The 25,299-nt window shown below is 62.1% G+C and carries 21 protein-coding genes; 13 read left to right on the top strand and 8 right to left on the bottom strand.

What is annotated here, in order from left to right; genetic code table 11:
• The first annotated feature begins 49 nt into the window (after positions 1-49).
• Complete coding sequence (locus tag RGAI101_RS13870; protein WP_008228241.1) at positions 50-1,621, top strand: gamma-glutamyltransferase; 1,572 nt, start codon at positions 50-52, stop codon at positions 1,619-1,621.
• Here RGAI101_RS13870 and RGAI101_RS13865 read toward each other — a convergent pair.
• Positions 1,608-2,522, bottom strand: coding sequence for an extracellular catalytic domain type 1 short-chain-length polyhydroxyalkanoate depolymerase (locus tag RGAI101_RS13865; protein WP_008226086.1), 915 nt, complete (start codon positions 2,520-2,522; stop codon positions 1,608-1,610). The two genes, RGAI101_RS13870 and RGAI101_RS13865, sit on opposite strands and share 14 nt — an antisense overlap.
• A 61-nt stretch (positions 2,523-2,583) precedes the next feature.
• On the bottom strand, positions 2,584-3,096 hold the full coding sequence (locus RGAI101_RS13860) for a MarR family winged helix-turn-helix transcriptional regulator (RefSeq protein WP_008227662.1): 513 nt from the start codon (positions 3,094-3,096) through the stop codon (positions 2,584-2,586).
• A 189-nt stretch (positions 3,097-3,285) separates the two neighbouring features.
• Between RGAI101_RS13860 and RGAI101_RS13855 the strand changes: the two genes are divergently transcribed.
• The 9 genes from RGAI101_RS13855 (at position 3,286) to RGAI101_RS13815 (ending at position 16,630) form a co-directional block, all read left to right on the top strand.
• Positions 3,286-5,439: a DEAD/DEAH box helicase gene (locus tag RGAI101_RS13855; protein WP_008225752.1), complete on the top strand. Its 2,154-nt coding sequence runs from the start codon at positions 3,286-3,288 to the stop codon at positions 5,437-5,439.
• A gap of 314 nt (positions 5,440-5,753) precedes the next feature.
• On the top strand, positions 5,754-7,145 hold the full coding sequence (locus RGAI101_RS13850; RefSeq protein WP_008226472.1) for an aminotransferase family protein: 1,392 nt from the start codon (positions 5,754-5,756) through the stop codon (positions 7,143-7,145).
• A 138-nt stretch (positions 7,146-7,283) separates the two neighbouring features.
• On the top strand, positions 7,284-7,541 hold the full coding sequence (locus tag RGAI101_RS13845) for a YMGG-like glycine zipper-containing protein (protein ID WP_008228328.1): 258 nt from the start codon (positions 7,284-7,286) through the stop codon (positions 7,539-7,541).
• A gap of 120 nt (positions 7,542-7,661) precedes the next feature.
• Positions 7,662-9,125 (top strand): MocR-like pyridoxine biosynthesis transcription factor PdxR, encoded by a 1,464-nt coding sequence (gene pdxR, locus RGAI101_RS13840; RefSeq protein ID WP_008228820.1) that lies wholly within the window; start codon positions 7,662-7,664, stop codon positions 9,123-9,125.
• A gap of 97 nt (positions 9,126-9,222) precedes the next feature.
• Positions 9,223-11,001 (top strand): sulfoacetaldehyde acetyltransferase, encoded by a 1,779-nt coding sequence (xsc, locus tag RGAI101_RS13835; protein WP_008228387.1) that lies wholly within the window; start codon positions 9,223-9,225, stop codon positions 10,999-11,001.
• A gap of 2 nt (positions 11,002-11,003) precedes the next feature.
• Positions 11,004-12,110: an acetate/propionate family kinase gene (locus RGAI101_RS13830; RefSeq protein WP_008228254.1), complete on the top strand. Its 1,107-nt coding sequence runs from the start codon at positions 11,004-11,006 to the stop codon at positions 12,108-12,110.
• Complete coding sequence (locus tag RGAI101_RS13825; RefSeq protein ID WP_037228320.1) at positions 12,100-14,931, top strand: molybdopterin oxidoreductase family protein; 2,832 nt, start codon at positions 12,100-12,102, stop codon at positions 14,929-14,931. Before RGAI101_RS13830 ends, RGAI101_RS13825 begins: the two co-directional genes overlap by 11 nt.
• Before the next feature lie 80 nt (positions 14,932-15,011).
• Positions 15,012-15,758 (top strand): 4Fe-4S dicluster domain-containing protein, encoded by a 747-nt coding sequence (locus tag RGAI101_RS13820; protein WP_037228317.1) that lies wholly within the window; start codon positions 15,012-15,014, stop codon positions 15,756-15,758.
• On the top strand, positions 15,758-16,630 hold the full coding sequence (locus tag RGAI101_RS13815) for a dimethyl sulfoxide reductase anchor subunit family protein (RefSeq protein ID WP_008227745.1): 873 nt from the start codon (positions 15,758-15,760) through the stop codon (positions 16,628-16,630). Before RGAI101_RS13820 ends, RGAI101_RS13815 begins: the two co-directional genes overlap by 1 nt.
• A gap of 3 nt (positions 16,631-16,633) precedes the next feature.
• Here RGAI101_RS13815 and RGAI101_RS13810 read toward each other — a convergent pair whose 3' ends face one another.
• Entirely contained in the window at positions 16,634-17,797 is a 1,164-nt protein-coding gene (locus RGAI101_RS13810; RefSeq protein ID WP_008226601.1) for a M20 aminoacylase family protein, read from the bottom strand.
• Between the two features lie 109 nt (positions 17,798-17,906).
• Positions 17,907-18,782, bottom strand: a complete 876-nt coding sequence (dapA, locus tag RGAI101_RS13805; RefSeq protein WP_008225063.1) for a 4-hydroxy-tetrahydrodipicolinate synthase — start codon at positions 18,780-18,782, stop codon at positions 17,907-17,909.
• Positions 18,783-18,902: 120 nt separating this feature from the next.
• Between dapA and RGAI101_RS13800 the strand changes: the two genes are divergently transcribed.
• A complete protein-coding gene (locus RGAI101_RS13800) occupies positions 18,903-20,876 on the top strand; it encodes a lytic transglycosylase domain-containing protein (protein WP_008228886.1) in 1,974 nt (657 codons plus the stop codon).
• Here RGAI101_RS13800 and RGAI101_RS13795 read toward each other — a convergent pair.
• Positions 20,841-21,740 (bottom strand): DMT family transporter, encoded by a 900-nt coding sequence (locus RGAI101_RS13795; RefSeq protein WP_037228314.1) that lies wholly within the window; start codon positions 21,738-21,740, stop codon positions 20,841-20,843. The genes RGAI101_RS13800 and RGAI101_RS13795 overlap by 36 nt on opposite strands.
• Positions 21,737-22,408 (bottom strand): tRNA (5-methylaminomethyl-2-thiouridine)(34)-methyltransferase MnmD, encoded by a 672-nt coding sequence (mnmD, locus tag RGAI101_RS13790; protein ID WP_008228345.1) that lies wholly within the window; start codon positions 22,406-22,408, stop codon positions 21,737-21,739. The genes RGAI101_RS13795 and mnmD overlap by 4 nt, the downstream gene beginning before the upstream one ends.
• A 61-nt stretch (positions 22,409-22,469) precedes the next feature.
• Here mnmD and RGAI101_RS13785 point away from each other — a divergent pair, with 61 nt between their 5' ends.
• Positions 22,470-23,501, top strand: a complete 1,032-nt coding sequence (locus RGAI101_RS13785; RefSeq protein ID WP_008225587.1) for an NAD(P)/FAD-dependent oxidoreductase — start codon at positions 22,470-22,472, stop codon at positions 23,499-23,501.
• On the opposite strand, the gene RGAI101_RS13780 is transcribed toward RGAI101_RS13785, so the two are convergent.
• Positions 23,498-24,280: an acyl dehydratase gene (locus RGAI101_RS13780; protein ID WP_008228118.1), complete on the bottom strand. Its 783-nt coding sequence runs from the start codon at positions 24,278-24,280 to the stop codon at positions 23,498-23,500. The genes RGAI101_RS13785 and RGAI101_RS13780 overlap by 4 nt on opposite strands.
• Before the next feature lie 41 nt (positions 24,281-24,321).
• On the opposite strand from RGAI101_RS13780, the gene RGAI101_RS13775 reads away from it, so the two are divergent.
• Positions 24,322-24,738 (top strand): VOC family protein, encoded by a 417-nt coding sequence (locus tag RGAI101_RS13775; protein WP_008226633.1) that lies wholly within the window; start codon positions 24,322-24,324, stop codon positions 24,736-24,738.
• Here RGAI101_RS13775 and RGAI101_RS13770 read toward each other — a convergent pair.
• Positions 24,735-25,277 carry an NADPH-dependent FMN reductase gene (locus tag RGAI101_RS13770; RefSeq protein ID WP_008226281.1) on the bottom strand — a complete coding sequence of 181 codons (543 nt, stop codon included), beginning with the start codon at positions 25,275-25,277 and terminating at the stop codon, positions 24,735-24,737. The two genes, RGAI101_RS13775 and RGAI101_RS13770, sit on opposite strands and share 4 nt — an antisense overlap.
• Between the last annotated feature and the right edge of the window lie 22 nt (positions 25,278-25,299).

Raw genomic sequence — 25,299 nt, 5'->3', positions numbered from 1 at the left:
TCCGCGGTGGCGTTGGATGGGATCATCACAATTTCAGGAACGCCCCCCCATGACCCAGCAGCAAAACACATCCTGGCAAATCACCAAGCCCGCCACACGCAGCCGCCACGGCATCGTCGCCTCGCAAAGCCGGGTCGCGGCACAGGTCGGCGCGGATATCATGGCGCAGGGCGGCAATGCCGTGGATGCCGCGATTGCCACGTCCTTTGCCTTGGGCGCTGCCGAACCGTGGATGAGCGGGATGGGCGGCGGTGGCTATATGGTCGTGCGGATGGCGGGTGAAAAGACCGCCAAGGTGGTCGAATTCGGAATGAAATCACCGATCGGACTTGAGGTCGAGGATTACCCGATCGTGGGCGGCAAGGCGGGGGATCTGTTCCCCTGGCCCATGGTTCTGGAGGACCGCAACGTCTTTGGCCCCAAGGCCATCGCGATCCCCGGTCAGGTCGCGGGCATGGGGCTGGCGCATGAAACCTTTGCCACGAAACCCTGGGCCGATTTGATGGCCCCCGCGATTGCGCTGGCAGATGCTGGGCTGCCGGTGGACTGGTACGCGCAGCTGATTCTGGGCGGATCGGCCAAAGACCTGGCCCCCTTTCCCGCCTCGGCCGAGACATTTCTGGACGAAGGCGGCTTTCCCAAGGCGTCGGGCTGGACGGCCCTGGGCGAAACCAAATGCGACCTAAGCCGTCTTGCCGCGTCCTTGCGCACAGTTGCCGAAAACGGCCCGCGGGCATTTTACGAAGGCCCCCTGGCGCAATCGATCATCGACGATCTGCAAGCGGCGGGCGGGCGTCATGCCATGGCGGATCTGGCGCAGTATCAGGCGACATTGGTCGATGCGATGCACTATCCTTACCGCGACCACGAAATCATCGCCACGCCTACCCTGACAGCCGGCCCCACCATGCGCCGCGCGCTTGAGATCATGTCGGACTGGCAGCCGACAGGTGATACGCCGGACGCTGAGGCATTCATCGCTTATGACCGCGCGATCCGGCAGGCGAATCAGGAACGCTATGACACGATGGGCGACACGGAACACGAGCCCGACCCAAGCTGCACCACGCATTTCAGTGTCGTCGATGCGCAGGGCAACATGGTCGCGGTCACGCAAACGCTGCTGTCGATCTTTGGGTCGCGGATGATGTTGCCGCAATCGGGTATCCTGATGAACAACGGGATCATGTGGTTCGACCCCGAACCGGGCAAGCCGAATTCACTGGCCCCGAACAAACGTTGCCTGGCCAATATGTGCCCGACCCTGCTGGAACGGTCAGATGGCGCGCAATTCGCCCTTGGCGCATCCGGCGGGCGCAAGATAATGCCTGCAGTGGCCGAGCTTACGTCGTTGCTGCTGGATTACGGCATGGACCTGAACACCGCGTTCCACAGCCCCCGCACGGACATGAGCATGGCAGATGTCACCATCGTCGATCAGGCGCTGCCCCAAGACGTAATCACCACACTGAAAGACACGCTGGCACATGTCGTCACCGCACCGCGCACGATATTCCCGTATCACTTCGCCTGCCCCTCGGCCGTGGCGCGACAGGATGGCGAAAACGCAGGCGCGACCGAGGTCATGTCGGCATGGGGGGACGCCATCAGCGCAGGCTAGGGTCAGGCCCGTCAAAGAAGAAACGCACGATGGCAGCGCTGGCATCGGGGCCGTCCGCATCGGTATAGCTGCCATCGGGTGTGCCGCCGGACCATGTATGGCCCAGCCCGGCAACCGTCCAGTTTTCCAGAACCGGGCGGCGATCCGCGTCAAAGCTTACATCCCGCTTGGCCGTGTGTCTGGCGATGTCGATGACTTCGCTGATCCGATGCGCGCCGTCTGGCTGCACCTGTGCGCGGGCGATGGCCACGCTGTTGGACAGATGGACAGTCTTGTCCGCAGTGCCGTGAAAGGTAATCGTGCGTTTGGGCCGGTCCGGCCCGTGCACCTGCGCAGCCCCGCCCATCGCGGCAAAGGCCCCCGACGCATCCTGCGCCGCCTTGAAGGGCAGACCCGCATGGGCACCCACGGCCGCGAACAGGTCGCCGTAGGTCTGCCCCATCACCACCGACATGGCCGCCCCGGCGGACAGGCCCGCGACAAACACATGGCTTGGCGGGATGGCGTGATCGGTGATGATCTGGCGGGTCATGGCGGCAATGATCGCAGGCTCCCCGCTGTCCGCCTGCTGGTGTTTCTCATCGTACCAGCGCCAGCAGCCCTGAATATTGGCGCGGCGTGATTGCGCGGGGTAAAGCACGGCGAAACCGTGGCTGTCCGCCAGCCCGTTCATGCCGGTGCCCTTGGCAAAATCCTCGGGTGATTGACCGCAGCCATGCAGCATGACGATCAACCCTGTGGGAGCCTGCATACGCCCTGCCGGCAGATGCAGCACATACCCGCGTGTGCCCGCCATGCAGGTAAAACGCCGCCGCCTGCCAGGGAACAAACGCGCAATCCCCTTGCGCAGACGGGGCTTGAAGAAGGGCTGGCCCACCTTGCCAAATTTCATATCACTCATGCTGTTGGCCTTGTGAAGGTGCGCGTTGCACCCGCCTACCATGAAATGGCCCTTCAAACCATCACGCAGCGCCGCCCTTGTTCTTTTGCAGCAACATCATGTTGTGATCGGTCAGCCGTGCCAACAAATCGTTCAATTGAAGAACTTCCTCGGGAGACAACGGGGCCAGCACGTTTTCATTGCGGCGCAAGACCTCGGCCAGAACCCGCTCATGCAGCAGATGCCCCCTGCTGGTCACATCCAGAATGGTGGCGCGGGCATCATCGGGGTCCTGCGTGCTTCTTATCAACTTCTTGTCGACCAGCGCTCTGATCAACCGGCTTAGCTGGCTTTTGTCCATCACCAGCAGTTCGGCCATATCCCCCGCCCTGATGGATTTATGGGCGTGGGTGGCGGCCAACAGCCACCATTCGTTCAGGCTCAGATCAAAAAGCCGTTCTGACCAATGTTGCCCGGCCCGCGTGTTGATCGCCACCAGACGGGCCATGCGGAACGTCACGACATCCATGATCGAACTGACGGCCGGATGCTTGGTCGATGCTTGTGGATGCGGTTCACGACTGCCTTGGGTCATGCATTTCTCCCGTTCTTCGGAACCCCTTCACCCTGTGACTGAATTAACTCTGCGAAACGCAAGATCACAAAGCCATGTACATTCACGCCGCGAACGATTACGGACGGGCGCAATACTTAGGCCGGCGTAAGCGCCATTGCCTAGCCGCGCGCATTTTCAGACGCGCATTTATTCAGACAGGACAATCCCTTGATCCAGACTATTGCCGACGCGCTTGCCAAACAAGGCTATGATTCTCTAACCCCCGTCCAGGAGGCTGTAACCGACCCGGCCCTGGCCGACGCTGACCTATTGGTATCCGCACAAACCGGATCGGGCAAGACTGTTGGCTTCGGTCTGGCCATCGCCCCCACCCTGCTGGGTGAGTCCGAAACATTCGGCCATGCAGGTGCGCCCCTGGCGCTGGTCATCGCACCGACCCGCGAACTGGCCATGCAGGTCAGCCGCGAATTGACGTGGCTGTATGGCCCTGCGGGGGCCGTCGTGACCACCTGCGTGGGCGGCATGGACACGCGCACCGAACGCCGCGCATTGGACCGTGGCGCGCATGTCGTCGTCGCCACGCCGGGGCGTCTGTGCGACCACATCAAGCGTAACAACATCAACCTGAATGACATCCGCGCCGTGGTGCTGGACGAAGCCGACGAAATGCTGGACCTCGGCTTTCGCGAAGAGCTTGAGTTCATCCTGTCCGAGGCCCCCGAAGACCGCCGCACCTTGCTGTTTTCCGCGACAGTACCTGCGGCCATCGCCAAGCTGGCGAAATCCTACCAGCGCAATGCGCAGCGCGTCGAAACCATCGGCGAGGCCAAACAGCACACGGATATCGAATACCGCGCCCTGACCGTGCATCCGCGTGACACCGAAAACGCGATCATCAACGTGCTGCGCTTCTACGAAGCCAAGAACGCCATCGTCTTTTGCAACACCCGCGCTGCCGTGGCGCGTCTGACCACGCGGTTCACCAACCGTGGCTTCTCGGTCGTGGCGTTGTCAGGCGAGCTGTCGCAATCCGAGCGTACCAACGCGCTGCAAGCGCTGCGTGATGGCCGTGCGCGTGTGTGTATCGCCACGGATGTCGCCGCGCGCGGCATCGATTTGCCCAATCTCGAACTGGTGATCCACGCCGATCTCCCATCGAACTCGGATACATTGCTGCACCGGTCGGGCCGCACGGGCCGCGCCGGTCGTAAAGGCGTTTCCGCCCTGATCGTGCCTGCAAAACTGCGCAGCAAAGCGAACCGCCTGATCGGTGGTGCCAAGCTGAAAGTCGAATGGGCCAACCCGCCGTCGGCTGAAGAGGTCAACGCCGAGGATGAAAAGCGTTTGCTGGCCGATTCCGCATGGTCGGATCCGATCCCCGATGACGCAAAGGGTTTTGTCGCCAATCTGGTGGACCAATTCAGCGCAGAGCAGCTGGCAACCGCTTTCGTCAACCTGTACCGCGCGCGTCAGTCCGCACCGGAGCAGTTGGCAGAACCCGGCACACCTGCCGATGAAAAGCCCCGCGGCGATTTTGGCCCGTCGGTCTGGTTCTCGATATCGGTCGGCCGCAACCAAGACGCCGAACCGCGCACCATCCTGCCGATGATCTGCCGCATGGGCGATCTGACCAAGGATGACGTCGGTGCGATCCGTGTGCAGCCCAGCCATACATTCGTGGAGATCCTTGCCACGTCAGCTGCGAAATTCACCAACGCGCTTGGCCCAGACATGAAGGTCGAAGACGGCGCAATCGTCACCAAGCTCGACAAGGCCCCCGATCTGTCGCGCGGTCCCAAGCCCGGCGGACGCGGGCCAAAGCCGGATCGCGGCCCCCGCCCCGAACGTGCGCCCCGTCCGGCCTATGACCCCGACGCGCCAACGGCCCCGCGCAAGCCCCGTGCAGCAGCAGCCGAAGAGGCATCTGTCGCGGTCAGCGACAAGCCCCGCAGCCCGAAGCCCTATGGCGACAAGCCACGCGGCGACAAACCCAAGTTCGAAAAACCCCGCGCGCCCAAGGGTGAACGCCCGCCAAAGTCGCACAAGACCGAACGCACGCCCATGAAGGCAGGCGCGGCCCCCAAGCCAAAATCGAACCCCAAGCCCGACAGCTTTGACAAGCCCAAGGCAAAGGCCGTCTGGAAAAAGGACAAGCCCGCAGGCCCGCGCGGCGACGCCCCGCGTGGCGATGCCAAACCGGCGGCCGACAAACCGTTCAAGGCGCGTGCCGCCGATCCGTCAAAGCGTTTTGTGCCACCGAACAAGCTGGGCAAACCCGGCGGCAAGCCAAAAGGCGGCAAGTCTGCAGGTGGCGGCGAAGGCGCGCCAAAGCGGCCCAAGACAAGCTTTCGGCCTAAGTAAGTCTTTCCCACGACAGTAATTCTATGATCAGGGCGGCCTATCGGGCTGCCCTGATTGCGTTTCCAGCGCCATGAATTCAACCGCCAACACCGGCGTCGTGCCCCGGAACGTTCAAAAACCCGCGCCGTTTCCTTCGAAGAATTCGATGCGATACGACGGCATTGTGCATTTCCATCGGGCACCCACCGCGCATTGGACTTAACGACAAGTGCCAGCTGGCCCTAGCGAAACGTCGCTTTTTGCGGTGTGGTCCTTGCAAAGCGGCGCTATACTTGCGCCCGAAACCACCCCAAACATCCCGAAAGGTCTGCCCCATGGACGGTACATTCAATGAAAACGACATCTCCCGTGTGGTCGAGGCGGATCGCGCCCATATCTGGCACCACCTGAGCCAGCACAAACCCTACGAGACGACAGACCCCCGCATCATTGTCGAAGGCAAGGGCATGCGCGTCTGGGATCAAAAGGGCAAAGAGCATCTGGATGCCGTGTCCGGTGGCGTCTGGACCGTAAACGTCGGCTATGGCCGTGAAAGCATCGCCAATGCAGTGCGGGACCAGCTGATCAAGCTGAACTATTTTGCAGGCTCCGCCGGGTCGATCCCCGGATCGAACTTTGCTGAAAAGCTGATCGAAAAGATGCCGGGGATGAGCCGCGTCTACTATTGCAACTCGGGCTCCGAGGCGAACGAAAAGGGCTTCAAGATGGTCCGCCAGATCGCCCACAAGCGCTATGGCGGCAAGAAGCACAAGATCCTGTACCGCGACCGCGATTACCACGGCACCACCATCGCCTGCCTGTCCGCTGGCGGGCAGGATGAGCGGAACGCGCAATACGGCCCCTTCACCGATGGCTTCGTGCGCGTGCCCCATTGCCTTGAGTATCGCAAGTTCGAACAAGACGGTGCCCCCGAGGACAATTACGGCGTTTGGGCTGCGGATCAGATCGAAAAGATCATCCTTGCCGAAGGCCCCGATACCGTTGGCGGGCTGTGCCTTGAACCTGTGACCGCAGGCGGTGGCGTGATCACGCCCCCCGACGGCTATTGGGAGCGCGTTCAGGAAATCTGCCGCAAGTATGATATCCTGCTGCACATCGACGAAGTCGTCTGCGGCGTAGGGCGCACGGGCGAATGGTTCGGTTATCAGCATTACGGCATCAAACCCGACTTGGTGACGATGGCCAAAGGTGTCGCCTCGGGCTATGCGGCGATTGCCTGCCTCGTGACCACCGAAGAGGTGTTCAACATGTTCAAGGACGATGCCAACGATCCGCTGAACTATTTCCGCGATATTTCGACCTTTGGCGGATGTACCGCAGGCCCCACTGCGGGCCTCGAAAACATGGCGATCATCGAGCGTGAAAACCTGCTGCAGAACACCACTGACATGGGCCACTACATGCTTGAGCAACTAGAAGAGTTGTCGGACAAGCATTCGGTCATCGGCCAGGTGCGTGGGAAGGGTCTGTTCCTTGGGGCCGAACTGGTTCAGGACCGCAGCACACGCGCGCCGGTCATTGAAAAGATGGTGCAGGCGGTTGTGGCCGATTGTATGGCCCAAGGCGTCATCATCGGGGCGACCAACCGGTCGCTGCCGGGCAAGAACAACACGCTGTGCTTCAGCCCAGCCTTGATCGCCAGCAAGGACGACATCGACCAGATCATCACGTCTGTCGATGGCGCGTTGGGTCGTGTTTTCGGTTAAGGATCGTTGCATATCCCGGCCCGATCAGGGCCGGGTCACATGCCTGACAGGCCGCTTCCCGCCGATCACCCGAATTTTTCTGGAACTCTTTTCGGTTAGATGCGTTAACCACGTAATGATTAGTTTTTGGAGTAAGTCATGAAAAAGTTCTTGTTGATCCTGCCACTGATTGGCGCAATCTCGGCCTGTGATACACAAAACCAGTCCGCGTTGACAGGTGCCGCAGCCGGTGCCGCATTGGGTGCCGTCGTGTCGAACGACAGCGACCGTACCAAAGGTGCGGTTATGGGTGGCTTGGCTGGTGCAGCCGCAGGTGCCTACATCGGTCGCGGTGCAAATGGCCAGTGCGTCTACCAAAACTCTGCCGGTCAGCGCTACACGGCTGCTTGCCCATAAGCTCTCCTGCTTAGAGAACAGACGAATAATCAGGCCTCGGCATTTACCGGGGCCTTTTTTATGGGCCTTATGAGTAATGCCAGATTGCACCGCGCCTAAGTCCAGCCTAGGCTGAACAGCGTGGCACTTCCTGTTGAAACATTTTTCCTGCATCCCGACGCACAGGGCACGCTGCAACAGCAGATCCAGCAGATGATTGCCCAAGGGATTCTGACCGGGCGCTTTGACACAGGCGAGAAATTACCCTCCACCCGGAAACTGGCAGCGCACCTGGGGATCAGCCGGATCACCGTGACGATCGCCTATACAGAGCTTTTGGCGAACGACTACCTAAGCTCCAGGGGGCGCTCTGGCTACTATGTTTCGGAAAACGCGCCCGCCCCGCCGCAATTTACCCCGGCCGAGAATACGCCCGATGCAGTAGACTGGACACGCGCGATCGGGCAGCGGTTCAGCGGCGGCGTCACCCCGATCAAGCCGCAGGATTGGGCGACCTACCGGTATCCGTTCATCTATGGACAGGCGGACCCGACGCTATTTGATCATGCCAACTGGCGGCTCTGCGCTCTTCAGGCCTTGGGGCAGCGGGATTTTACGGCTCTGACGACCGATTACTATGATCAGGACGATCCCAAGCTGATCGAATTCATCGCCCGTCATTCCCTGCCACGGCGGGGCATATCGGCGCGCCCTGAACAGATACTGATCACGCTTGGCGCACAGAATGCCTTGTGGCTTACCGCACAGGTTCTATTGACCCAACGCCGCCGCGCAGCGCTTGAGGACCCGTGCTATCCCGCGCTTCGGGATATTCTGACGCAATCGCGCTGCCACATGTCGCCCGTGCAGGTGGACCAGGAAGGGCTGATCCCCGATGCCATTCCCGACGATACCGATGTGATATTCACCACCCCCAGCCACCAATGCCCCACCACAGCGACAATGCCGATGGCGCGGCGGCGGGAACTGCTGGACCGCGCGCGGGCACTCGATGCGCTGATCGTCGAGGATGACTACGAATTCGAGATGTCGTTCCTGAAATCCCCTTCACCGTCGCTTAAATCGCTCGATCAGGACGGGCGCGTGATCTATGTCGGCAGCTTTTCGAAATCGCTGTTTCCCGGTCTGCGCCTTGGTTATCTGGTCGGCTCCGAGCCGTTCATCCGCGAGGCGCGCGCCCTGCGGGCTTCGGTTCTGCGGCATCCGCCGGGGCATATCCAGCGCACGGCCGCCTATTTCCTGTCGCTGGGCCACTACGACGCGCTGGTCCGCAGGATGAGCAACGCCCTGCACAAACGCCGCAGCGTGATGGAGGATGCGATCAAGGCGAACGGGCTGCAAATCGCCGGACGGGGGGCTTATGGGGGGTCTTCCTTCTGGATGCGCGCGCCCGATCACGTTGACACAGGCGATCTGGCCGGAAGGCTGCAGGCGAAATCCGTGCTGATCGAACCCGGTGCTCCGTTCTTCAACGGCGACGCGCCGCCGCAAAACTATTACCGGCTTGCCTATTCTTCGATCCCATCAGCGCAAATTTCGACCGGCATTGCCCATGTGGCCCAAGCAATAAAAAGCTGCGGTTGAACTGGCCTTATCCAGCCGTCCTTGCTGGCCCTAACCCGCGCCCATTCCAGCGCCTACTGTGCCAGGACCTAAAAATCACTTCCAAGGATGCCCCCAAATGAAGATGACCACCGAAGAAGCATTTGTGAAAACCCTTCAGATGCACGGCATCGACAACGCATTCGGCATCATCGGGTCGGCCATGATGCCGATTTCCGACATCTTTCCCGATGCGGGCATCACATTCTGGGACTGCGCCCACGAAGGCAGCGCCGGCATGATGGCAGACGGTTTCACCCGCGCGACCGGCAAGATGTCGATGATGATCGCGCAGAACGGCCCCGGCATCACCAACTTTGTGACGGCTGTGAAAACCGCCTATTGGAACCACACGCCCTGTCTTCTGGTCACCCCGCAAGCCGCGAACAAGACCATCGGCCAAGGCGGCTTTCAGGAGATGGAGCAGATGAACCTGTTCGCCGATTGCGTCGCCTATCAGGAAGAAGTCCGCGACCCGTCCCGCATCGCCGAGACCCTGAACCGCGTGATCATGCAGGCCAAACGCGCCTCGGCCCCGGCGCAGATCAACGTGCCGCGCGATTTCTGGACCCAGGTGATCGACATCGACCTGCCCGAAATCGTCGCCTTCGAGCGCCCCTCGGGCGGTGAAGCCGCGATTGCCAAGGCCGCCGCCCTGCTGTCGGACGCCAAGTTCCCCGTGATCCTGAACGGTGCCGGCGTGGTGCTGGCGCAAGGCGGGATCGAGGCAAGCAAACAGCTGGCCGAACGCCTCTCCGCGCCTGTTTGCGTCGGCTATCAGCACAACGATGCCTTCCCCGGCGGGCACCCCCTATTCGCGGGTCCCTTGGGCTATAACGGGTCAAAGGCAGGGATGGAGCTGATTGCGAAGGCGGATGTCGTGCTGGCCCTTGGCACGCGGCTGAATCCGTTTTCGACCCTGCCGGGCTATGGCATGGATTACTGGCCCAAGGACGCCAAGATCATCCAGGTGGACATCAACCCCGACCGCATCGGCCTGACCAAAAAGGTCAGCGTCGGCATCGTCGGCGACGCGACAAAGGTCGCCAGCGCGCTGCTGACCAACCTGTCCGAAACCGCCGGCGATGAGGGGCGCGAGGACCGGAAAGCAACCATTGGCGCAACCAAATCGAAATGGGCGCAGCAACTGTCCGGCATGGACCACGAAGACGACGACCCCGGCACAACCTGGAACGAACGTGCCCGCGCGGACAAGCCTGACTGGATGAGCCCCCGCATGGCGTGGCGCGCGATCCAATCCGCGCTGCCTGCCAATGCGATCATATCATCTGACATCGGGAACAATTGTGCCATCGGCAACGCCTATCCGTCTTTTGACGAGGGGCGCAAATATCTGGCCCCCGGTCTGTTCGGCCCCTGTGGCTATGGCCTGCCCGCCATCGTGGGTGCCAAGATCGGCTGCCGTAATGTCCCCGTCGTGGGTTTTGCCGGCGACGGGGCCTTTGGCATTTCGGTCAATGAACTGACGGCGATTGGCCGTGGCGAATGGCCTGCGGTGACCCAGGTCGTGTTCCGCAACTATCAATGGGGCGCGGAAAAGCGCAATTCGACCCTGTGGTTCGATGACAACTTTGTCGGGACAGAACTGGACGAACAGGTGTCCTATGCAGGCATCGCGCAATCTTGCGGTTTGCAGGGCGTCGTGGCGCGCACTATGGACGAACTGACCGCCGCGCTGAACAAGGCCATCGACGACCAGATGAATCATGGCAAAACCACCCTGATCGAGGCGATGATCAATCAGGAACTGGGCGAACCCTTCCGCCGCGATGCGATGAAAAAACCGGTCTCGGTCGCGGGAATCAGCAAAGACGACATGCGCCCCCAGACGGTCTAGGGGTGTCGGGCAGCCACATCCTTGTGATGAACGCAGGGTCGTCTTCGATCAAGACCGCCCTGTTTGACGCTGATCTGAACGAAACCCTGCGGGTCGAAGCGACAGGCATCGGCGGCACGGGCACCGTCACGACCGGAGACAGCCGTCAACCTGTCGCTCTCCCCGACAATGCCGCAGCGCTGGCCGCGATCTTTGACACGCTGTCACGGCAAGGGATCGCCGTTACGGCGCTGCGCGCGGTTGCGCACCGCGTCGTGCATGGCGGCACCGCCCTGATTGCCCCTTGTCGCATCACGCCGCAAATCCGCCAGGCCATCGCCGATTGCATCCCGCTTGCCCCGCTGCATAACCCGCATCATCTGTCAGCCATCGACGCAGTCACCGCCCTTGCACCCGACCTGCCGCAATGCGCAAGTTTCGACACGGCCTTTCACGCCACGATCCCCGACGTCGCCCGCCGCTATGCCCTGCCTGATCGCTCCGATCTGGCCGGCCTGCAACGCTACGGCTTTCACGGCACCAGCTACGCCGCCCTTGTCCGCGTCCTTCCCCGGCACATCGGCACCCTGCCCAAGCGGCTGCTGGCCTTTCACCTTGGCAACGGTGCTTCAATCTGTGCGATCCTTGACGGCCAAAGCGTGGCCACGACAATGGGCTATTCGCCCCTTTCCGGCCTTACCATGGGGACCCGAGCCGGAGAGATCGACGCAGGGGCCGTGCTTCGCCTGGTCCGGCAGCTTGGGCTGGATGAGGCCGAGACGCTCCTTAATCATCACTCCGGCCTTCTGGGGCTATCCGGCATCAGCTCCGACATGCGGCAGCTTGAAAAGAATGACGGCCCCAAAGCGCAGTTTGCCATCGACCATTTCTGCTATTGGGCCGCACGGCAGGCGGGGTCGATGATCGCGGCCATGGGCGGGCTGGATGCCATAGCCTTCACGGGCGGCATCGGGGAAAATTCAGCACAGATCAGGAATGCCATTCTTGACAAGCTATCGTGGATGGGAAACTTTCCCAGCTACACAGTCAAGGCGCAGGAAGAAATTCAGATCGCCCGCGAAGCCAGCACCGTGCTGAACGCCAATCAAGAGGACAAGGATGACGCATAAGCAACCCGTTCTCAACCTTAGCCCGCCTGTGTCTGACGAGATCCGCAAAACCACCTGCTACATGTGCGCCTGCCGCTGCGGCATCAACGTCCATATGAAAGCCAACGCTGATGGCGACATGAAGGTCGCCTATATCGAAGGCAACCGCGACCACCCCATCAACAAAGGCGTGCTGTGCGCCAAGGGCAGCGCCGGCATCATGCAGCACAATGCCCCCGCGCGGCTGCGCAAACCGCTCAAACGCGTCGGCGAACGCGGATCGGGTGAGTTCGAAGAAATCGAGTGGGACGAGGCCTTGCAGATCGCGACCGACTGGCTGGCCCCGATCCGTTCCACGGCCCCCGAAAAGCTGGCGTTTTTTACCGGACGTGATCAATCGCAAAGCTTCACATCCTACTGGGCGCAAAACTTTGGCACGCCGAATTACGCGGCGCATGGCGGGTTCTGTTCGGTCAACATGGCGGCGGCAGGCATCTATACGATGGGCGGTGCGTTCTGGGAATTCGGCCAACCCGACTGGGACCATACCAAGCTGTTCATGCTGTTTGGCGTGGCCGAAGATCACGACAGCAACCCGATCAAGATGGGCATCGGCAAGATCAAGGCACGCGGCGCGCGTGTCATAGGCGTCAACCCGATCCGCACCGGCTATAACGCCGTGGCGGATGATTGGGTCGGAATCACGCCGGGCACGGACGGGCTGTTTATCCTGTCACTGGTGCATTGCCTGATGAAGGCGGGGCGCATGGACCTTGATTACCTCGCACGGTTCACCGATGCGCCTGTGCTGGTCAACGGCGACCCTGCATCCCCCGACTTTGGCCTGCTGCTGCGCGATGCAAGCGGCAAGCAACAGGTGATCTGCCGCAAGACGGGCAAGCTGACCGCCTTTGACCAACCCGGCGTGCGCCCTGATCTGTCTGCCACTCATGTGGTCGGCGACATCACCCACCGCCCGGTCTTTCACCACATGGCCGAGAAATACCTGACCGACGATTACGCGCCCGAAGCTGTCGCTGATCGCTGCGGTATCCCCGCCCCCCGCATCCGCGCCATCGCCGCGGAAATCGCCCGTGTGGCGTTCGAAGAGGCGTTCGAACTGGACCACGAATGGACCGACTTTCGCGGCGACGTCCACAATACCATGACAGGCCGCCCGGTGTCATTCCACGCCATGCGCGGGATCTCGGCCCATGCCAACGGGTTTCAGACCTGCCGCGCGCTGCACACCCTCCAGATCATCCTCGGGACGGTCGAGGTTCCCGGCGGCTTTCGCTTCAAACCGCCCTACCCCAAGCCAGCATCCGCGCATCCCAAACCCCATTGCGGCGTGACGCCCGGCAAACCGTTGGACGGCCCGCATCTGGGGTTTGTCCAAGGCCCCGCCGATCTGGCGCTGAAACCCGACGGAAGCCCCGCCCGCATCGACAAGGCCTTCACCTGGGAAAACCCGATGAGCGCCCATGGCCTGATGCATATGGTGATTTCGAACGCCCATGCAGGCGACCCCTACAAGATCGACACGCTGTTCCTGTATATGGCGAATATGTCGTGGAACTCGTCGATGAACACCGGCGGCGTGATGCAGATGCTGACCGACAAGGACGCCAGCGGCGATTACGTGATCCCGCATATCATCTACTCCGACGCTTATAGCTCGGAAATGGTGGCCTTTGCCGATCTGATCCTGCCCGACACAACCTATCTGGAACGCCACGACTGCATCAGCCTCCTGGACCGCCCGATCTGCGAGGCCGACGCCGCAGCCGACGCGATCCGCTGGCCCGTGGTGGAACCCGACCGTGACGTGCGCGGCTTTCAATCGGTGCTCTGCGACCTGGGCGCACGGCTTGGCCTGCCCGGCTTTGTCGACGATGAAGGCCGCCAGAAATACGATGACTACGCCGACTACATCGTGAACCACGAACGCCGACCGGGCATCGGCCCGCTGGCGGGATTTCGCGGCGCGGATGGCACCGATACCGGACGCGGTGCGCCAAACCCGGATCAGCTGGACAGCTACATCAAGAACGGCGGTTTCTTCACCCATCACATCCCCGACGGCGCACAATATTACAAACCGTGGAACAGCGCCTACCAGGATTGGGCCGTGCAAACCGGCCTGTTCGACGCGCCGCAACCCTATCTGTTTTCGCTCTACAACGAACCGCTGCGCCGCTTCCAGCTTGCTGCCGAAGGCCATGGCGACCACCAGCCCCCCGACCGCCTGCGCGACCAGATCAAACGCACCATGTCGCCCCTGCCGATCTGGAACGAAAGCGATCAACACGGCAATGACGGCTTCACGATCACCGCGCTGACCCAACGGCCCATGGCGATGTACCACAGTTGGGGCAGCCAGAACGCGTGGCTGCGGCAACTCCACGGCCACAACCCTCTCTATGTCCCCACCAAATTGATGCGCGCCCATGGCCTGACAGATGGTGACTGGGCCACCGTCACCTCCCCCCACGGCGAAATCACGGTGCCGGTCCTCGAAATGGCGGCGCTGAATGACAATACCGTCTGGACGTGGAACGCGATCGGCAAACGCAAAGGCGCTTGGGCGCTTGATGTTACCGCCCCCGAGGCCACCAAGGGCTTCCTGCTCAATCACCTGATCCATGAATTGCTGCCCCCCAAAGGCGACGGCTTGCGCTGGTCCAACGCAGACCCGATCACCGGCCAGGCTGCGTGGTTCGACCTCAAGGTAAAAATCGAAAAGGCCCCCGCCCCGGCGGAATCCAGACCGACCGCTCCGAAACAAAAATCGCCAGTCCCTCCCGCCCCCAAACACCTCGCCTGGAAGATCACGACGTAAACCGCCCCTTCTCTGGCTCCCAAATATCCCGGGGGTATGGGGGCTGGCCCCCACTCCGACACCAGCAAAGCACACCGCCCATGACCGAACTGCCCCAAAGCACCCAGAAAAAACTCGGCCTCGTGATTGATCTGGATACCTGTGTCGGCTGCCACGCCTGTGTGATCTCGTGCAAAGGCTGGAACACGGAAAACTACGGGGCTCCGTTGTCCGACCAGGACGCCTACGGCGCGGCCCCGTCAGGCACCTTCCTCAACCGTGTGCACAGCTACGAAGTCCAGCCCGATACCGGTCCGGCCCAACTGGTGCACTTTCCCAAATCCTGCCTGCATTGCGAGGACGCGCCCTGCGTCACCGTCTGCCCGACGGGGGCGAGCTACAAGCGGGTCGAAGACGGCATCGTGTTGGTTAACGAATCCGACTGCATCGGATGCGGGCTTTGCGCCTGGGCCTGCCCCTACGGTGCCCGCGAACTGGACCAGGCCGCAGGCGTCATGAAAAAATGCACGCTCTGCGTCGACCGCATCTATAACGACAACCTGCCTCAGGAAGACCACATTCCCGCATGTGTCCGCACCTGTCCGTCGGGGGCACGTCACTTTGGTGATCTGGGCGATCCTGAAAGCGAGGTCAGCCAGTTGGTCGCGCAACGGGGGGGCGTTGATCTGATGCCGGAAATGGGTACAAAGCCGGTGAACAAATATCTGCCGCCCCGCCCCAAGGATCAACCGCCCGACCTTGACGTGCTGGCCCCGTTTCTTGCCCCGATCGACCAGGAACCCAAGGGCTTTCTCGGCTGGCTTGACCGCACTTTGGATAAAATCTGATGCATCCCGCCCCGTCCGTCATCTTTTTCAGCGTCTTCTCAGGCTTGGGCTTTGGCCTTTTGTTCTGGCTGGGTCTGGGCTGGCCCTCCGCCACCGGCATCGTCGCTTTTGTCTTTTTCGCCATCGCCTATGTGCTGGCGGTGGGCGGATTGATCGCCTCGACCTTCCATCTTGGCCAGCCCAAGCGCGCGCTCAAGGCCTTCAGCCAATGGAAGACAAGCTGGCTGAGCCGCGAGGCGATCTGCGCGGTGGCGGCATTGTTCCTGATGGCAATCTACGGGGCCGGGGCCGTTTTCTATGGCCAACACTGGCGCGTAATCGGCGTGCTTGGGGCGCTGCTGTCGCTCGGCACCGTTTTCACCACGTCGATGATTTACGCCCAGCTCAGGACTGTGCCGCGCTGGCACATGCCCCTGACCCCGTTGAACTTCCTGTCGCTCTCGGTCGCGGGTGGCGCATTGCTGGCAGGGCAGGTGACGTGGGCGCTTTGGCTGATCCTGATCGCGGGCGGCGTCCAGCTGGCCACATGGATCATCGGCGACACCCGCTTTGCTGCGTCAGGCACCACCCTCGCCACGGCCACACAGCTTGGCGGGATCGGCCAGGTCCGCGCCTTCGAGCCGCCGCATACCGGGACCAATTATCTGCTGCGTGAATTCGTCCATGTGATCGGACGCAGACACGCGACCAAGCTACGGGTCATCGCGCTTGGGCTTATGGTCGTGGTGCCCGTAATCCTGCTGCTTGTCCCCTTTTCTCACATCGCGGGGGGACTTGCCTTACTGGCGCATGTCGCAGGAGTGTTCACGGCGCGCTGGTTGTTCTTTGCCCAGGCCGAACATGTCGTCGGCCTGTATTACGGCAAACGCTGACCCTCAAAGGGCCAGCCGCCGCTCCACGATCCGCGCCATGATCGACGCGCCCACCGGCAGGATCGACGTGTCCAGCACGAACCCCGGATTGTGCAACGCCACGGTACCCGCGTGGCCCACGGTGCAATAGGCACCCGGCACAACCTTCAGCATATCGGCAAAGTCCTCCGATCCCGTCGCGGGGACCGTCTTGTAATTCAGGTTATCGGCACCGACGATATCGGCGGCAGCCTCCATATACGCATCAGACAGGTCGTGGTCGTTGATCAACACGTCAAAGACATCGCGCAGCTCGCAGGTAATTTCGACCTCATGGGCCAAGGCCATGCCGGCGCAGATCGCCTGCATCCGGCCCGCTGCCAGTTCATAGATCTCGTCCTTGAAATAGCGGATCGTCCCCGCCAGCGTCGCCGTCTGAGGAACCACGTTATAGGCCGCCCCGGCGTGGATCTGGGTGATCGACAGCACGCACACCTCAAGCGGGGCCATATTCCGGCTGAGGATCGTCTGCAATTCAGTCGCCAGCGACGCGGCAATCATCAGCGCGTCTTTCGAATTCTGCGGTTGCGCGGCGTGGCTGCCCTGACCTTTGACCTCGATGTCGAAAAAGGCGGCACCCGCCATCGCCTCGCCTTTGCAGATGCCGACCTTGCCGGGTTGGCCGTTGGGCACGTTGTGCATGCCATAGATTTCATCGCAGGGGAAAAGCTCGAACAGACCGTCCGCCAGCATCTGTCGCGCACCGCCCAAACCTTCTTCGGCGGGTTGGAACACGATGACGGCGGTGCCGTCAAAATCACGGGTGGCCGCCAGATGTTTTGCCGCCCCCAGCAGCATCGTCGTGTGTCCGTCGTGACCACAGGCATGCATCACGCCCGCATTGACCGACCCATAGTCCAGCCCCGTCGTTTCGTGGATCGGCAGGGCATCCATGTCGGCGCGCAGTCCGATGCGCCGGTTGCCCTGCCCTTTGCCTTCAATCAACGCCACAACGCCGGTTTTACCCAGCCCGGTGTGCACCTCGTCGACGCCAAAGCTGCGAAGGTGGTCTGCGACGATGGCGCTGGTGCGCGTCTCGGTAAAGCCGATTTCGGGATGGGTGTGCAGATCGCGAAAGATCGCTTCAAGCTCGGGGACACTGTCGGCGATGAGGGGCAGGATATTCATGGGGATATGGCTCCGCTAAGATGTGCAGCCATGGTGGTCTGCAATCTGCACCACATCAACCCCTGTCGGTGTGGCGGGGTGCGCAGTTGCGTCCCCGCCAAAGGCTTGCTTAATCCATCAGCCCTGCGTGGCGCAGCGCGTTGTCGACCAGCGCCATCGTCGCGTCGGTCAGTGGTACCAGCGGCAGGCGCACATCAGGCGCGCACAGACCCAGACGCGACATCGCGTATTTCACGCCCACCAACCCCGGCTCGGTAAAGATCGCCTTGTGCAGCGGCATCAAGGCATCCTGGATTTTCAGCGCGGCGGCATAGTCGCCCGCCAGGCAATGGGCCTGCATCTGGCTCAGCAGCTTGGGTGCGACATTCGCCGTCACCGAAATGCAACCCACGCCGCCCTGCGCATTGAACCCGTGCGCGGTCGCGTCTTCGCCCGAAAGCTGGATGAAATCCGGCCCGCACAGCATCCGCTGGTCACAGACCCGCGCCAGATCACCGGTCGCATCCTTGACACCGACGATGCGCGGCAATTCGGCCAGTGTCGCCATGGTCTCGGGTGTCATGTCCACGACGGAACGGCCGGGGATGTTGTAGATGATGATCGGCAGGCCGCAGGCTTCGTGAACGGCGGTGAAATGCGCGATCAGTCCGGCTTGGCTTGGCTTGTTGTAATAGGGTGTGACGACCAGCACGGCATCGGCCCCGACAGATTCGGCGTGCTTGGCCAGACGGATGCTTTCGACCGTGTTGTTCGATCCTGCGCCGGCGACGACGGGGATGCGTCCGGCGGCGGCCTTGACCACCTCGGCTACGACGGTCTCGTGTTCGGCATGGGTCAGCGTGGGCGATTCACCCGTTGTCCCGACGGGAACCAGCCCATTCGACCCTTCGGCGATGTGCCAGTCCACCAGTTTCTTGAGCGTGTCCAAATCCAGCGCGCCGTTCGTGAACGGCGTGACGAGTGCAGGCAGAGAACCTTGTAACATATGCACGCTCCTTTTCTTGCGTTGCTGGGCAGGCGCCCGATTGCTGACTGGCGGCAACGTGAGTTGAAACCCATGCGCCTTGCCGTATGTTGCAAGGCTGTAGCCCTTGAACACTAGGAAATGCAAGTGATGACACGCGCCTTTGCGACGCTGATACTGGTTTTCAGCCTTGCGCTTCCTGCCTTGGCCGAACGCCCCCGCCCGCTTGGATGGGCGATGGATGCCGTCCGGGCGGGCAATTGGGACACCGCCGCCCTGATCGCGCAGCGCGATGGGGCCGTGGCCGTGGACGTCGTCGAATGGCACCGCTTGCGGGCGGGGCGGGGAACATACGGCGAGGTCATGGATTTTCTGGCCCGCCGCCCCGATTGGCCCGGCGAGGACTATCTGCGCAAGCAATCAGAGGATGCCGTGATCGCAGAGGACGACACCGCCATTCTGGAGTTTTTCGAGGGCCGTTCCCCGCAGACCGCGCGCGGGGTGTTGGCCCATGCCGCCGCTCTGACCCGCGCAGACCGCCTTGGTGAAGCGCAGGCGCGTCTGGTTCTGGCCTGGCGCACCATGCCGATGGATAGGGCCTCGCAGGCTTTGTTCCTGACACAGCATGATGCATTGCTGAAACCGCATCACGCCGCGCGGCTGGACGAGATGTTATGGCAGCGCAACCATGGCGAAGCGCGGCAGATGTTCGATCTGGTCAGCGCCGCGGACAAGGCGTTGGCCGAAACCCGGATCGCATTGCAGAACCGCAACGGCGACGTGAACGAGATGATAGACGCCCTGTCCCCGGCCAAGGCGACCGATCCCGGCCTGCAAAAGGACCGGTTCGAATGGCGCATTCGCAAGGGGTTCGAAGACAGCGCCAAGGACCTGCTGCTGTCGCAATCCGTCAGCGCCGCCGCCCTTGGCCAGCCAGCCGCATGGGCCAATCGCCGCCGCGCTCTGGCGCGCGACGAAATGCGCAGCGGCGATCCGGAACGCGCCTACCAGATGGCCGCGCGGCATTTTCTGGACGACGGGTCGCATTACGCCGATCTGGAATGGCTGTCGGGCTATATTGCGCTGCGGTTCCTGAAGGACCCCAAGCTGGCCCTGGCCCATTTCAAGGCGCATGACAGCGCCGTCGCGTCGCCCATCAGCCAGGGGCGCGCAGGGTATTGGCAGGGGCGTGCCCTGCAGGCCATGGGCGATGCCGAAGGGGCGGCCAAAGCCTATGCCGAAGGGGCGAAATACCAGTCGTCCTTCTATGGCTTGCTTGCCGCAGAACGGGGCGGGCTGCCGTTTGACACCACGCTGGGCGGCTTAGCCCAAAAGCAGGATTGGCGCAGTTCCGCCCTGGCCCAAGCCCCCCTGTTTCAGGCGGGTATGCTGCTGCAGGCCTCGGGCGAGTTGAGCCTGGCAGAGCGGTTCTGGACCCATCTGGCCGAGCAGCTGTTGGCCGATGATGCTGCCTTGCTCGGACAGGCCGCGATCGACGTGGACCAACCGCATCTTGCCGTGATGATCGGCAAGCGCGTGGCGCAACGCGGCATCACCATCGCCGCGCCCTATTACCCGCTGCACCCGGCGATCAAGCTGGACCTGAACATGGCCCCCGAAATGGTGCTGGCGATTGCCCGGCGCGAAAGCGAATTTGACCCCATCGTGCAAAGCAGCGTCGGGGCCCGCGGTCTGATGCAGCTGATGCCCGCCACCGCCAAGGATGTCGCGCGTGATCTGGAGGTCAGCGCCCTGCACACCACCGACCGTCTGACCGCCGACCCGGATTACAACGCGCTGTTGGGGTCGGTATATCTGGCGCAGATGGCAGGGCGTTTCAACGGCAACGTCGTCATGGTCTCCGCCGCCTATAACGCTGGCCCTTCCCGCCCGCCCCGCTGGATGGACGCGTACGGCGACCCGCGCGAAGGCGATATCGACGTGGTCGACTGGATCGAGATGATCCCGTTTCGCGAAACCCAGAACTACGTCATGCGGGTGACCGAAAGCCTGCCGATCTACCGTGCGCGTCTTGGGCTGGACCCGTTGCCGCGCCCTTTCACGGAAGAGCTGACCGGCTCAACGCTGTTGCCGTTCTCTCCAAAAGGTGAATAGGCCGGCGGCCACGATCAAGGCCGCACCGATGGCAACATTGGTGCGCACGTCTTCGCCGAAAATAGAGATGCCGATGATGCTGGCGAACACCAGTTGCAGATAGGCAAAAGGCTGCACGGCGCTCGCCGCCGCAACCTCGTAACAGCGGATCAGCAGCCAGTGCCCCGTGACGCCGGTAATGCACAGGAACCCCATGTAAATCCAGTCGCTGGCGATCATCGGTTCCCAAAACCAGATGCCCGTGGCGGTCATGGCGATGGACCCGGTGACGCCGGTCCAGAAAAAGCTGGTGGCGGTCTTGTCCTTGCGCCCCACATAGCGCGTCAGCAGCCCGTAGATCGCAAACATCGCCGCCGCGACCAGCGGCAGGATGGCAGCGGGGTCAAAGACGTTCATGCCCGGTTGCAGGATGATCAGAACCCCAATGAACCCCACGCCGATCGCCGCCCAGCGGCGCCAGCCCACGCTTTCGCCCAGCACCGGGCCGGACAGCGCCGCAACCAGCAGCGGATAGCAGGTAAAGACTGCGTGGCTTTCCACCAGCCCAAGGATGGTAAAGCCCACGATCATCACGCAAATCTCGGCGGCCAGCAGCAGCCCCCGCAGCGCCTGCAGTACCGGCTGGCTGGTCTTGGCCACAGCCCGAAGCCCGCCTGCGCTGCGCTTTGCGATCGCAATCACGAAGGCCGCAAAGAACCAATAACGGATCATCACCACCATCAGCACGTTGTATTCGGACGCCAGATGCCGTGACAGCCCGTCCTGGACCGCGAACACGAACGTCGTCAGCACCATCAGGGTGATGCCCAGCGGAATGTTGTTGGACTGTGCAGCCGCTGCAGCGCGATTGGTTGCGCGGCTCATACACGCACCGCCCGTGTCATGTGGCGCTTGCGGCCATAGCCCTTGGTGCGTTCAACCGCAAAGCCCACTGACTCCAGCGCACGGCGCACGGCACCCGCTGCGGTATAGGTCGCCGCAGTGCCGAAATGCGCCGTGTGGCGGGCGACATCCTCAAGCAGGTCAGGTTCCCACAGCTCGGGGTTTTTCGCGGGCGAAAATCCGTCCAGGAACCACGCATCAGCCACGCCATCCCAAGCGGGTACCGTTTGGCGTGCGTCACCGATGACCACTGTCAGGTCAAGACCGGGAAAGGTCATGTTTCCGCCCTCGGGGGTCCAGGCCTCAAGCAGGGCGTCGCGCTTGCCGTTGAATTCCGGAAAGGCCTGATGTGCTTGGGCCATATCCTCGCGCGACATGGGGAACGCCTCGAACGAGGTGAATTGCAGTGTGCCGTTGCAGCCCTTTTGCGCCCAGGCATCCCAGGCGACCAACAGGTTCAGGCCGGTGCCAAACCCCAGTTCGCCAATGCGAAAGCCGTCGCGAAAGCGGGTGGGCAGATCATTTCCCTGAAGGAAAACATAACGCGTTTCCTCAACCCCGTTCTCAAGGCTGAAATACGGATCATCAAATTGGGATGACACCGGCACGCCGCTGTCTTTCCATTCAATCTGTGCTGTCTGGTTCTCCACGTGGCGACCTTGTGTTATCGGGGCTTTCGGAAACACTGCGCAAAAAGGGCGAGGATTGGCAATGGCCGAAATCACGATACGGGGGGCTGGGATATTCGGGCTGTCGGTCGCATGGGCCTGTGCCCAGCGCGGCGCATCGGTACAGGTAATCGACCCCAACGGCCCTGCGTCGGGCAGCAGCGGCGGCATCGTCGGTGCCTTGGCCCCGCACGTGCCGGAAAACTGGAACGCCAAGAAGGCGTTTCAGCTGGACAGCCTTTTGATGGCCGAAGCCTTTTGGCGCGACGTCGAAACCGCAGGGGGTGGCGTGTCAGGGTATGCGCGCAAGGGCCGGCTGCAACCCATCGCCGATGATGCAGGTCTGGCCCTGGCGCAGCGCCGCGCCGAAACCGCGCAGGCTTTGTGGCAGGGCAATGCAACTTGGCAGGTCGTGCAGGCAACAGGCGCGCCATGGGAACCGCAAAGTCCCTCGGGCCGGTTGATCCATGACACGCTTAGCGCGCTGATCCACCCCCGGATGGCTTGCGCGGCATTGGTGCAGGCCTTGCGCCCCAAGGGCGTCCACGTGACGCCGGAAAGCCCCGATCGGGGCGCGGTACTGTGGGCGACGGGTGTAGCCGGGTTGGAGCAAATGACCGCCGGTCACAGCCGGATGGTCGGCAATGGCGTCAAGGGACAGGCCGCGCTGCTGGCACATGATGCGCGCGGGCTGCCGCAGCTTTTCGCGGGCGGTGTGCATGTCATCCCCCATGGCGACGGCACGGTCGCGATCGGATCAACCTCTGAACGTGACTATGACACCCCTGACCAGACCGACGCGCAGCTTGACGCCGTGATTGCCGCCGCCCGCGCCGCTGTGCCTGCCCTTGCGCAGGCGCAGGTGATCGACCGCTGGGCCGGTGTGCGCCCGCGCAGCCGCAGCCGCGCGCCCATGCTGGGGGCTTGGCCCGGCAAGCCAGGTCATTTCATCGCAAACGGCGGCTTCAAGATCGGCTTTGGCATGGCCCCGAAAGTGGCGCAGGTCATGGCTGATCTGATGCTGGAAGGCCGCGACGCGATCCCCGACGGCTTTCGGGTCGAGGATAACTTCTAGGCTTTGGCCACCATGCACTGCCGGCCATCCGGCCCTGCGACCCACAGATCCCGACCGTTGCGGCACAAGGATGCCGTTTCAAAATGCATCAAGGGCGATGTGGCGCGGAAGCTGAAAGTGGTCAGCGGCCCCAAGTCATCTTCGGCCTTCAGCATCAAGAGCTGCGCCAGCAGCGGGCCATGCACGACCAGTCCGCCATAGCCTTCGACATCGCGGGCATAGTCCAGATCGTAATGGATACGGTGCCCATTGAAGGTCAGCGCCGAATAGCGAAACAGCAGGGTCGAGGTGAAATCCACCGCCGTGATCGTTTCCGCGTCGGTCCGGGCCATGGGGGGCCTTGGCTTGGGCGCATCCGGTGTCGCGTCCTCGCGATAGACCAGATCCTGCCATTCGGTCAGGCACAGCGCGCCGTCCTGCCAGATTTCATGCCGCAAGGTGACAAAGCCCAACGGCCCGGACCGCCCGTCCTTGCGGTTCTGGTTTTCGCAGATGGTGCGTTTTTCCGCCGCGATCCCTGCCAGAAGCGGTCGTTCAAAGGCCAGACGCCCCCCGGCCCACATGCGCCGCGGCAGCCCCATATCGGGAATCAGCCCGCCCACACGGGGATGACCGTCACGACCAAGGGACACGGGCGGTTCGGGTTCCCAGAAATAGAGTTGATGAAAGAACGGCGGCAATGGATCGCCCGTCTTCACTGCCTCTTTTTGCCCAAGGGCAACGCGAAAAGCGGCAGCACGGGCAGGGTCGATCATATCTTGTTTACGTTGCTCGGTCATAGCATCAATCTGTGGTCAGGAACGTTAACCAAGGGGGTGCCATGGCACAGTCCGATATTCAATGCCGCGTGCGCGAACTGGATCATCTTGTGCTCACGGTTTCCAGCATCCCCGAAACCGTACGATTCTACACGCAGGTGCTGGGCATGCGTGGCCAGCAGTTCGAAGTCGCAGATGGCAGCAAACGCTGGGCCTTGCGCTTTGGTCAGTCCAAAATCAACCTGCATCAAAAGGGGCGCGAATTTGACCCCAAGGCCGCCAACCCCGGTACCGGCACCGCCGATCTTTGTTTTCTGACCGATGCCCCGATCGAAGACTGGGTCAAGCATCTGACCATCCACGGCATAAAAATCGAAGACGGCCCGGTTGCGCGTTCAGGGGCAACCGGGCCGATCACGTCGCTTTATCTGCGCGACCCCGACCGAAACCTGATCGAGGTCAGCGTGCCCGCGCTTTAGCGGCCAATCTCGGCGCGCAGCGATGTCATGAGTTCGGTCAGCTCTTTTACATACATCTCACCGGTCAAACGGTCGTTGTCATCGAAAGCATTGCTGCTGTTGGCCAGGTGAATTTCCGGCCCCTGCAATATCCGGGGGCGGAACGGCACCATGAAGCTGCGCAGGATCAACTGCGCGCGCTCGCCCCCCGCACGCCCTGCGGCGGCGGACATGACGGCAAGCGGCTTGCCCGACCACGGCGTGCCGTCCACCCGGCTGATCCAGTCCAGCGCGTTCTTCAGAACACCTGACGGGCCCTTGTTGTATTCCACGGTCGAGATAAGAACGGCATCGGCGTCGGCAATCTGATCCGCCACCTTTTGCACTGCGGCGGGAACGCCATTCGCCTGCTCCTCGTCTGCATCATACAGCGGAAAACGAATGTCGGCCTCTGTATAATCGCAGTCGCCGAACAGGCGCGCGGCCTCGGCCAGCAGCTTTGAATTTGTGGACGCCTTGCGCAAAGACCCCGAGATGCCGATCAGTTTTTGTTTGGCCATTTTCTTTTCCTTTATAACTCTC

Origin of the sequence: Roseobacter sp. GAI101 (assembly GCF_000156335.1) — a bacterium.
Lineage (GTDB): Bacteria > Pseudomonadota > Alphaproteobacteria > Rhodobacterales > Rhodobacteraceae > Sulfitobacter.
The sequence above is the reverse complement of the archived record's forward strand: the minus strand, read 5'-3'. Positions and strand labels throughout refer to the sequence as shown.

What these genes read in the sequence shown, in the direction of transcription:
- RGAI101_RS13870 (WP_008228241.1), top strand. Translation starts at nt 50, where the DNA reads ATGACCCAGCAGCAAAACACATCCTGGCAAATCACCAAGCCCGCCACA.
- RGAI101_RS13865 (WP_008226086.1), bottom strand. Translation starts at nt 2,522, where the DNA reads ATGAGTGATATGAAATTTGGCAAGGTGGGCCAGCCCTTCTTCAAGCCC.
- RGAI101_RS13860 (WP_008227662.1), bottom strand. Translation starts at nt 3,096, where the DNA reads ATGACCCAAGGCAGTCGTGAACCGCATCCACAAGCATCGACCAAGCAT.
- RGAI101_RS13850 (WP_008226472.1), top strand. Translation starts at nt 5,754, where the DNA reads ATGGACGGTACATTCAATGAAAACGACATCTCCCGTGTGGTCGAGGCG.
- RGAI101_RS13845 (WP_008228328.1), top strand. Translation starts at nt 7,284, where the DNA reads ATGAAAAAGTTCTTGTTGATCCTGCCACTGATTGGCGCAATCTCGGCC.
- xsc (WP_008228387.1), top strand. Translation starts at nt 9,223, where the DNA reads ATGAAGATGACCACCGAAGAAGCATTTGTGAAAACCCTTCAGATGCAC.
- RGAI101_RS13825 (WP_037228320.1), top strand. Translation starts at nt 12,100, where the DNA reads ATGACGCATAAGCAACCCGTTCTCAACCTTAGCCCGCCTGTGTCTGAC.
- RGAI101_RS13820 (WP_037228317.1), top strand. Translation starts at nt 15,012, where the DNA reads ATGACCGAACTGCCCCAAAGCACCCAGAAAAAACTCGGCCTCGTGATT.
- RGAI101_RS13815 (WP_008227745.1), top strand. Translation starts at nt 15,758, where the DNA reads ATGCATCCCGCCCCGTCCGTCATCTTTTTCAGCGTCTTCTCAGGCTTG.
- RGAI101_RS13810 (WP_008226601.1), bottom strand. Translation starts at nt 17,797, where the DNA reads ATGAATATCCTGCCCCTCATCGCCGACAGTGTCCCCGAGCTTGAAGCG.
- dapA (WP_008225063.1), bottom strand. Translation starts at nt 18,782, where the DNA reads ATGTTACAAGGTTCTCTGCCTGCACTCGTCACGCCGTTCACGAACGGC.
- RGAI101_RS13800 (WP_008228886.1), top strand. Translation starts at nt 18,903, where the DNA reads ATGCAAGTGATGACACGCGCCTTTGCGACGCTGATACTGGTTTTCAGC.
- RGAI101_RS13795 (WP_037228314.1), bottom strand. Translation starts at nt 21,740, where the DNA reads ATGAGCCGCGCAACCAATCGCGCTGCAGCGGCTGCACAGTCCAACAAC.
- RGAI101_RS13785 (WP_008225587.1), top strand. Translation starts at nt 22,470, where the DNA reads ATGGCCGAAATCACGATACGGGGGGCTGGGATATTCGGGCTGTCGGTC.
- RGAI101_RS13780 (WP_008228118.1), bottom strand. Translation starts at nt 24,280, where the DNA reads ATGACCGAGCAACGTAAACAAGATATGATCGACCCTGCCCGTGCTGCC.
- RGAI101_RS13775 (WP_008226633.1), top strand. Translation starts at nt 24,322, where the DNA reads ATGGCACAGTCCGATATTCAATGCCGCGTGCGCGAACTGGATCATCTT.
- RGAI101_RS13770 (WP_008226281.1), bottom strand. Translation starts at nt 25,277, where the DNA reads ATGGCCAAACAAAAACTGATCGGCATCTCGGGGTCTTTGCGCAAGGCG.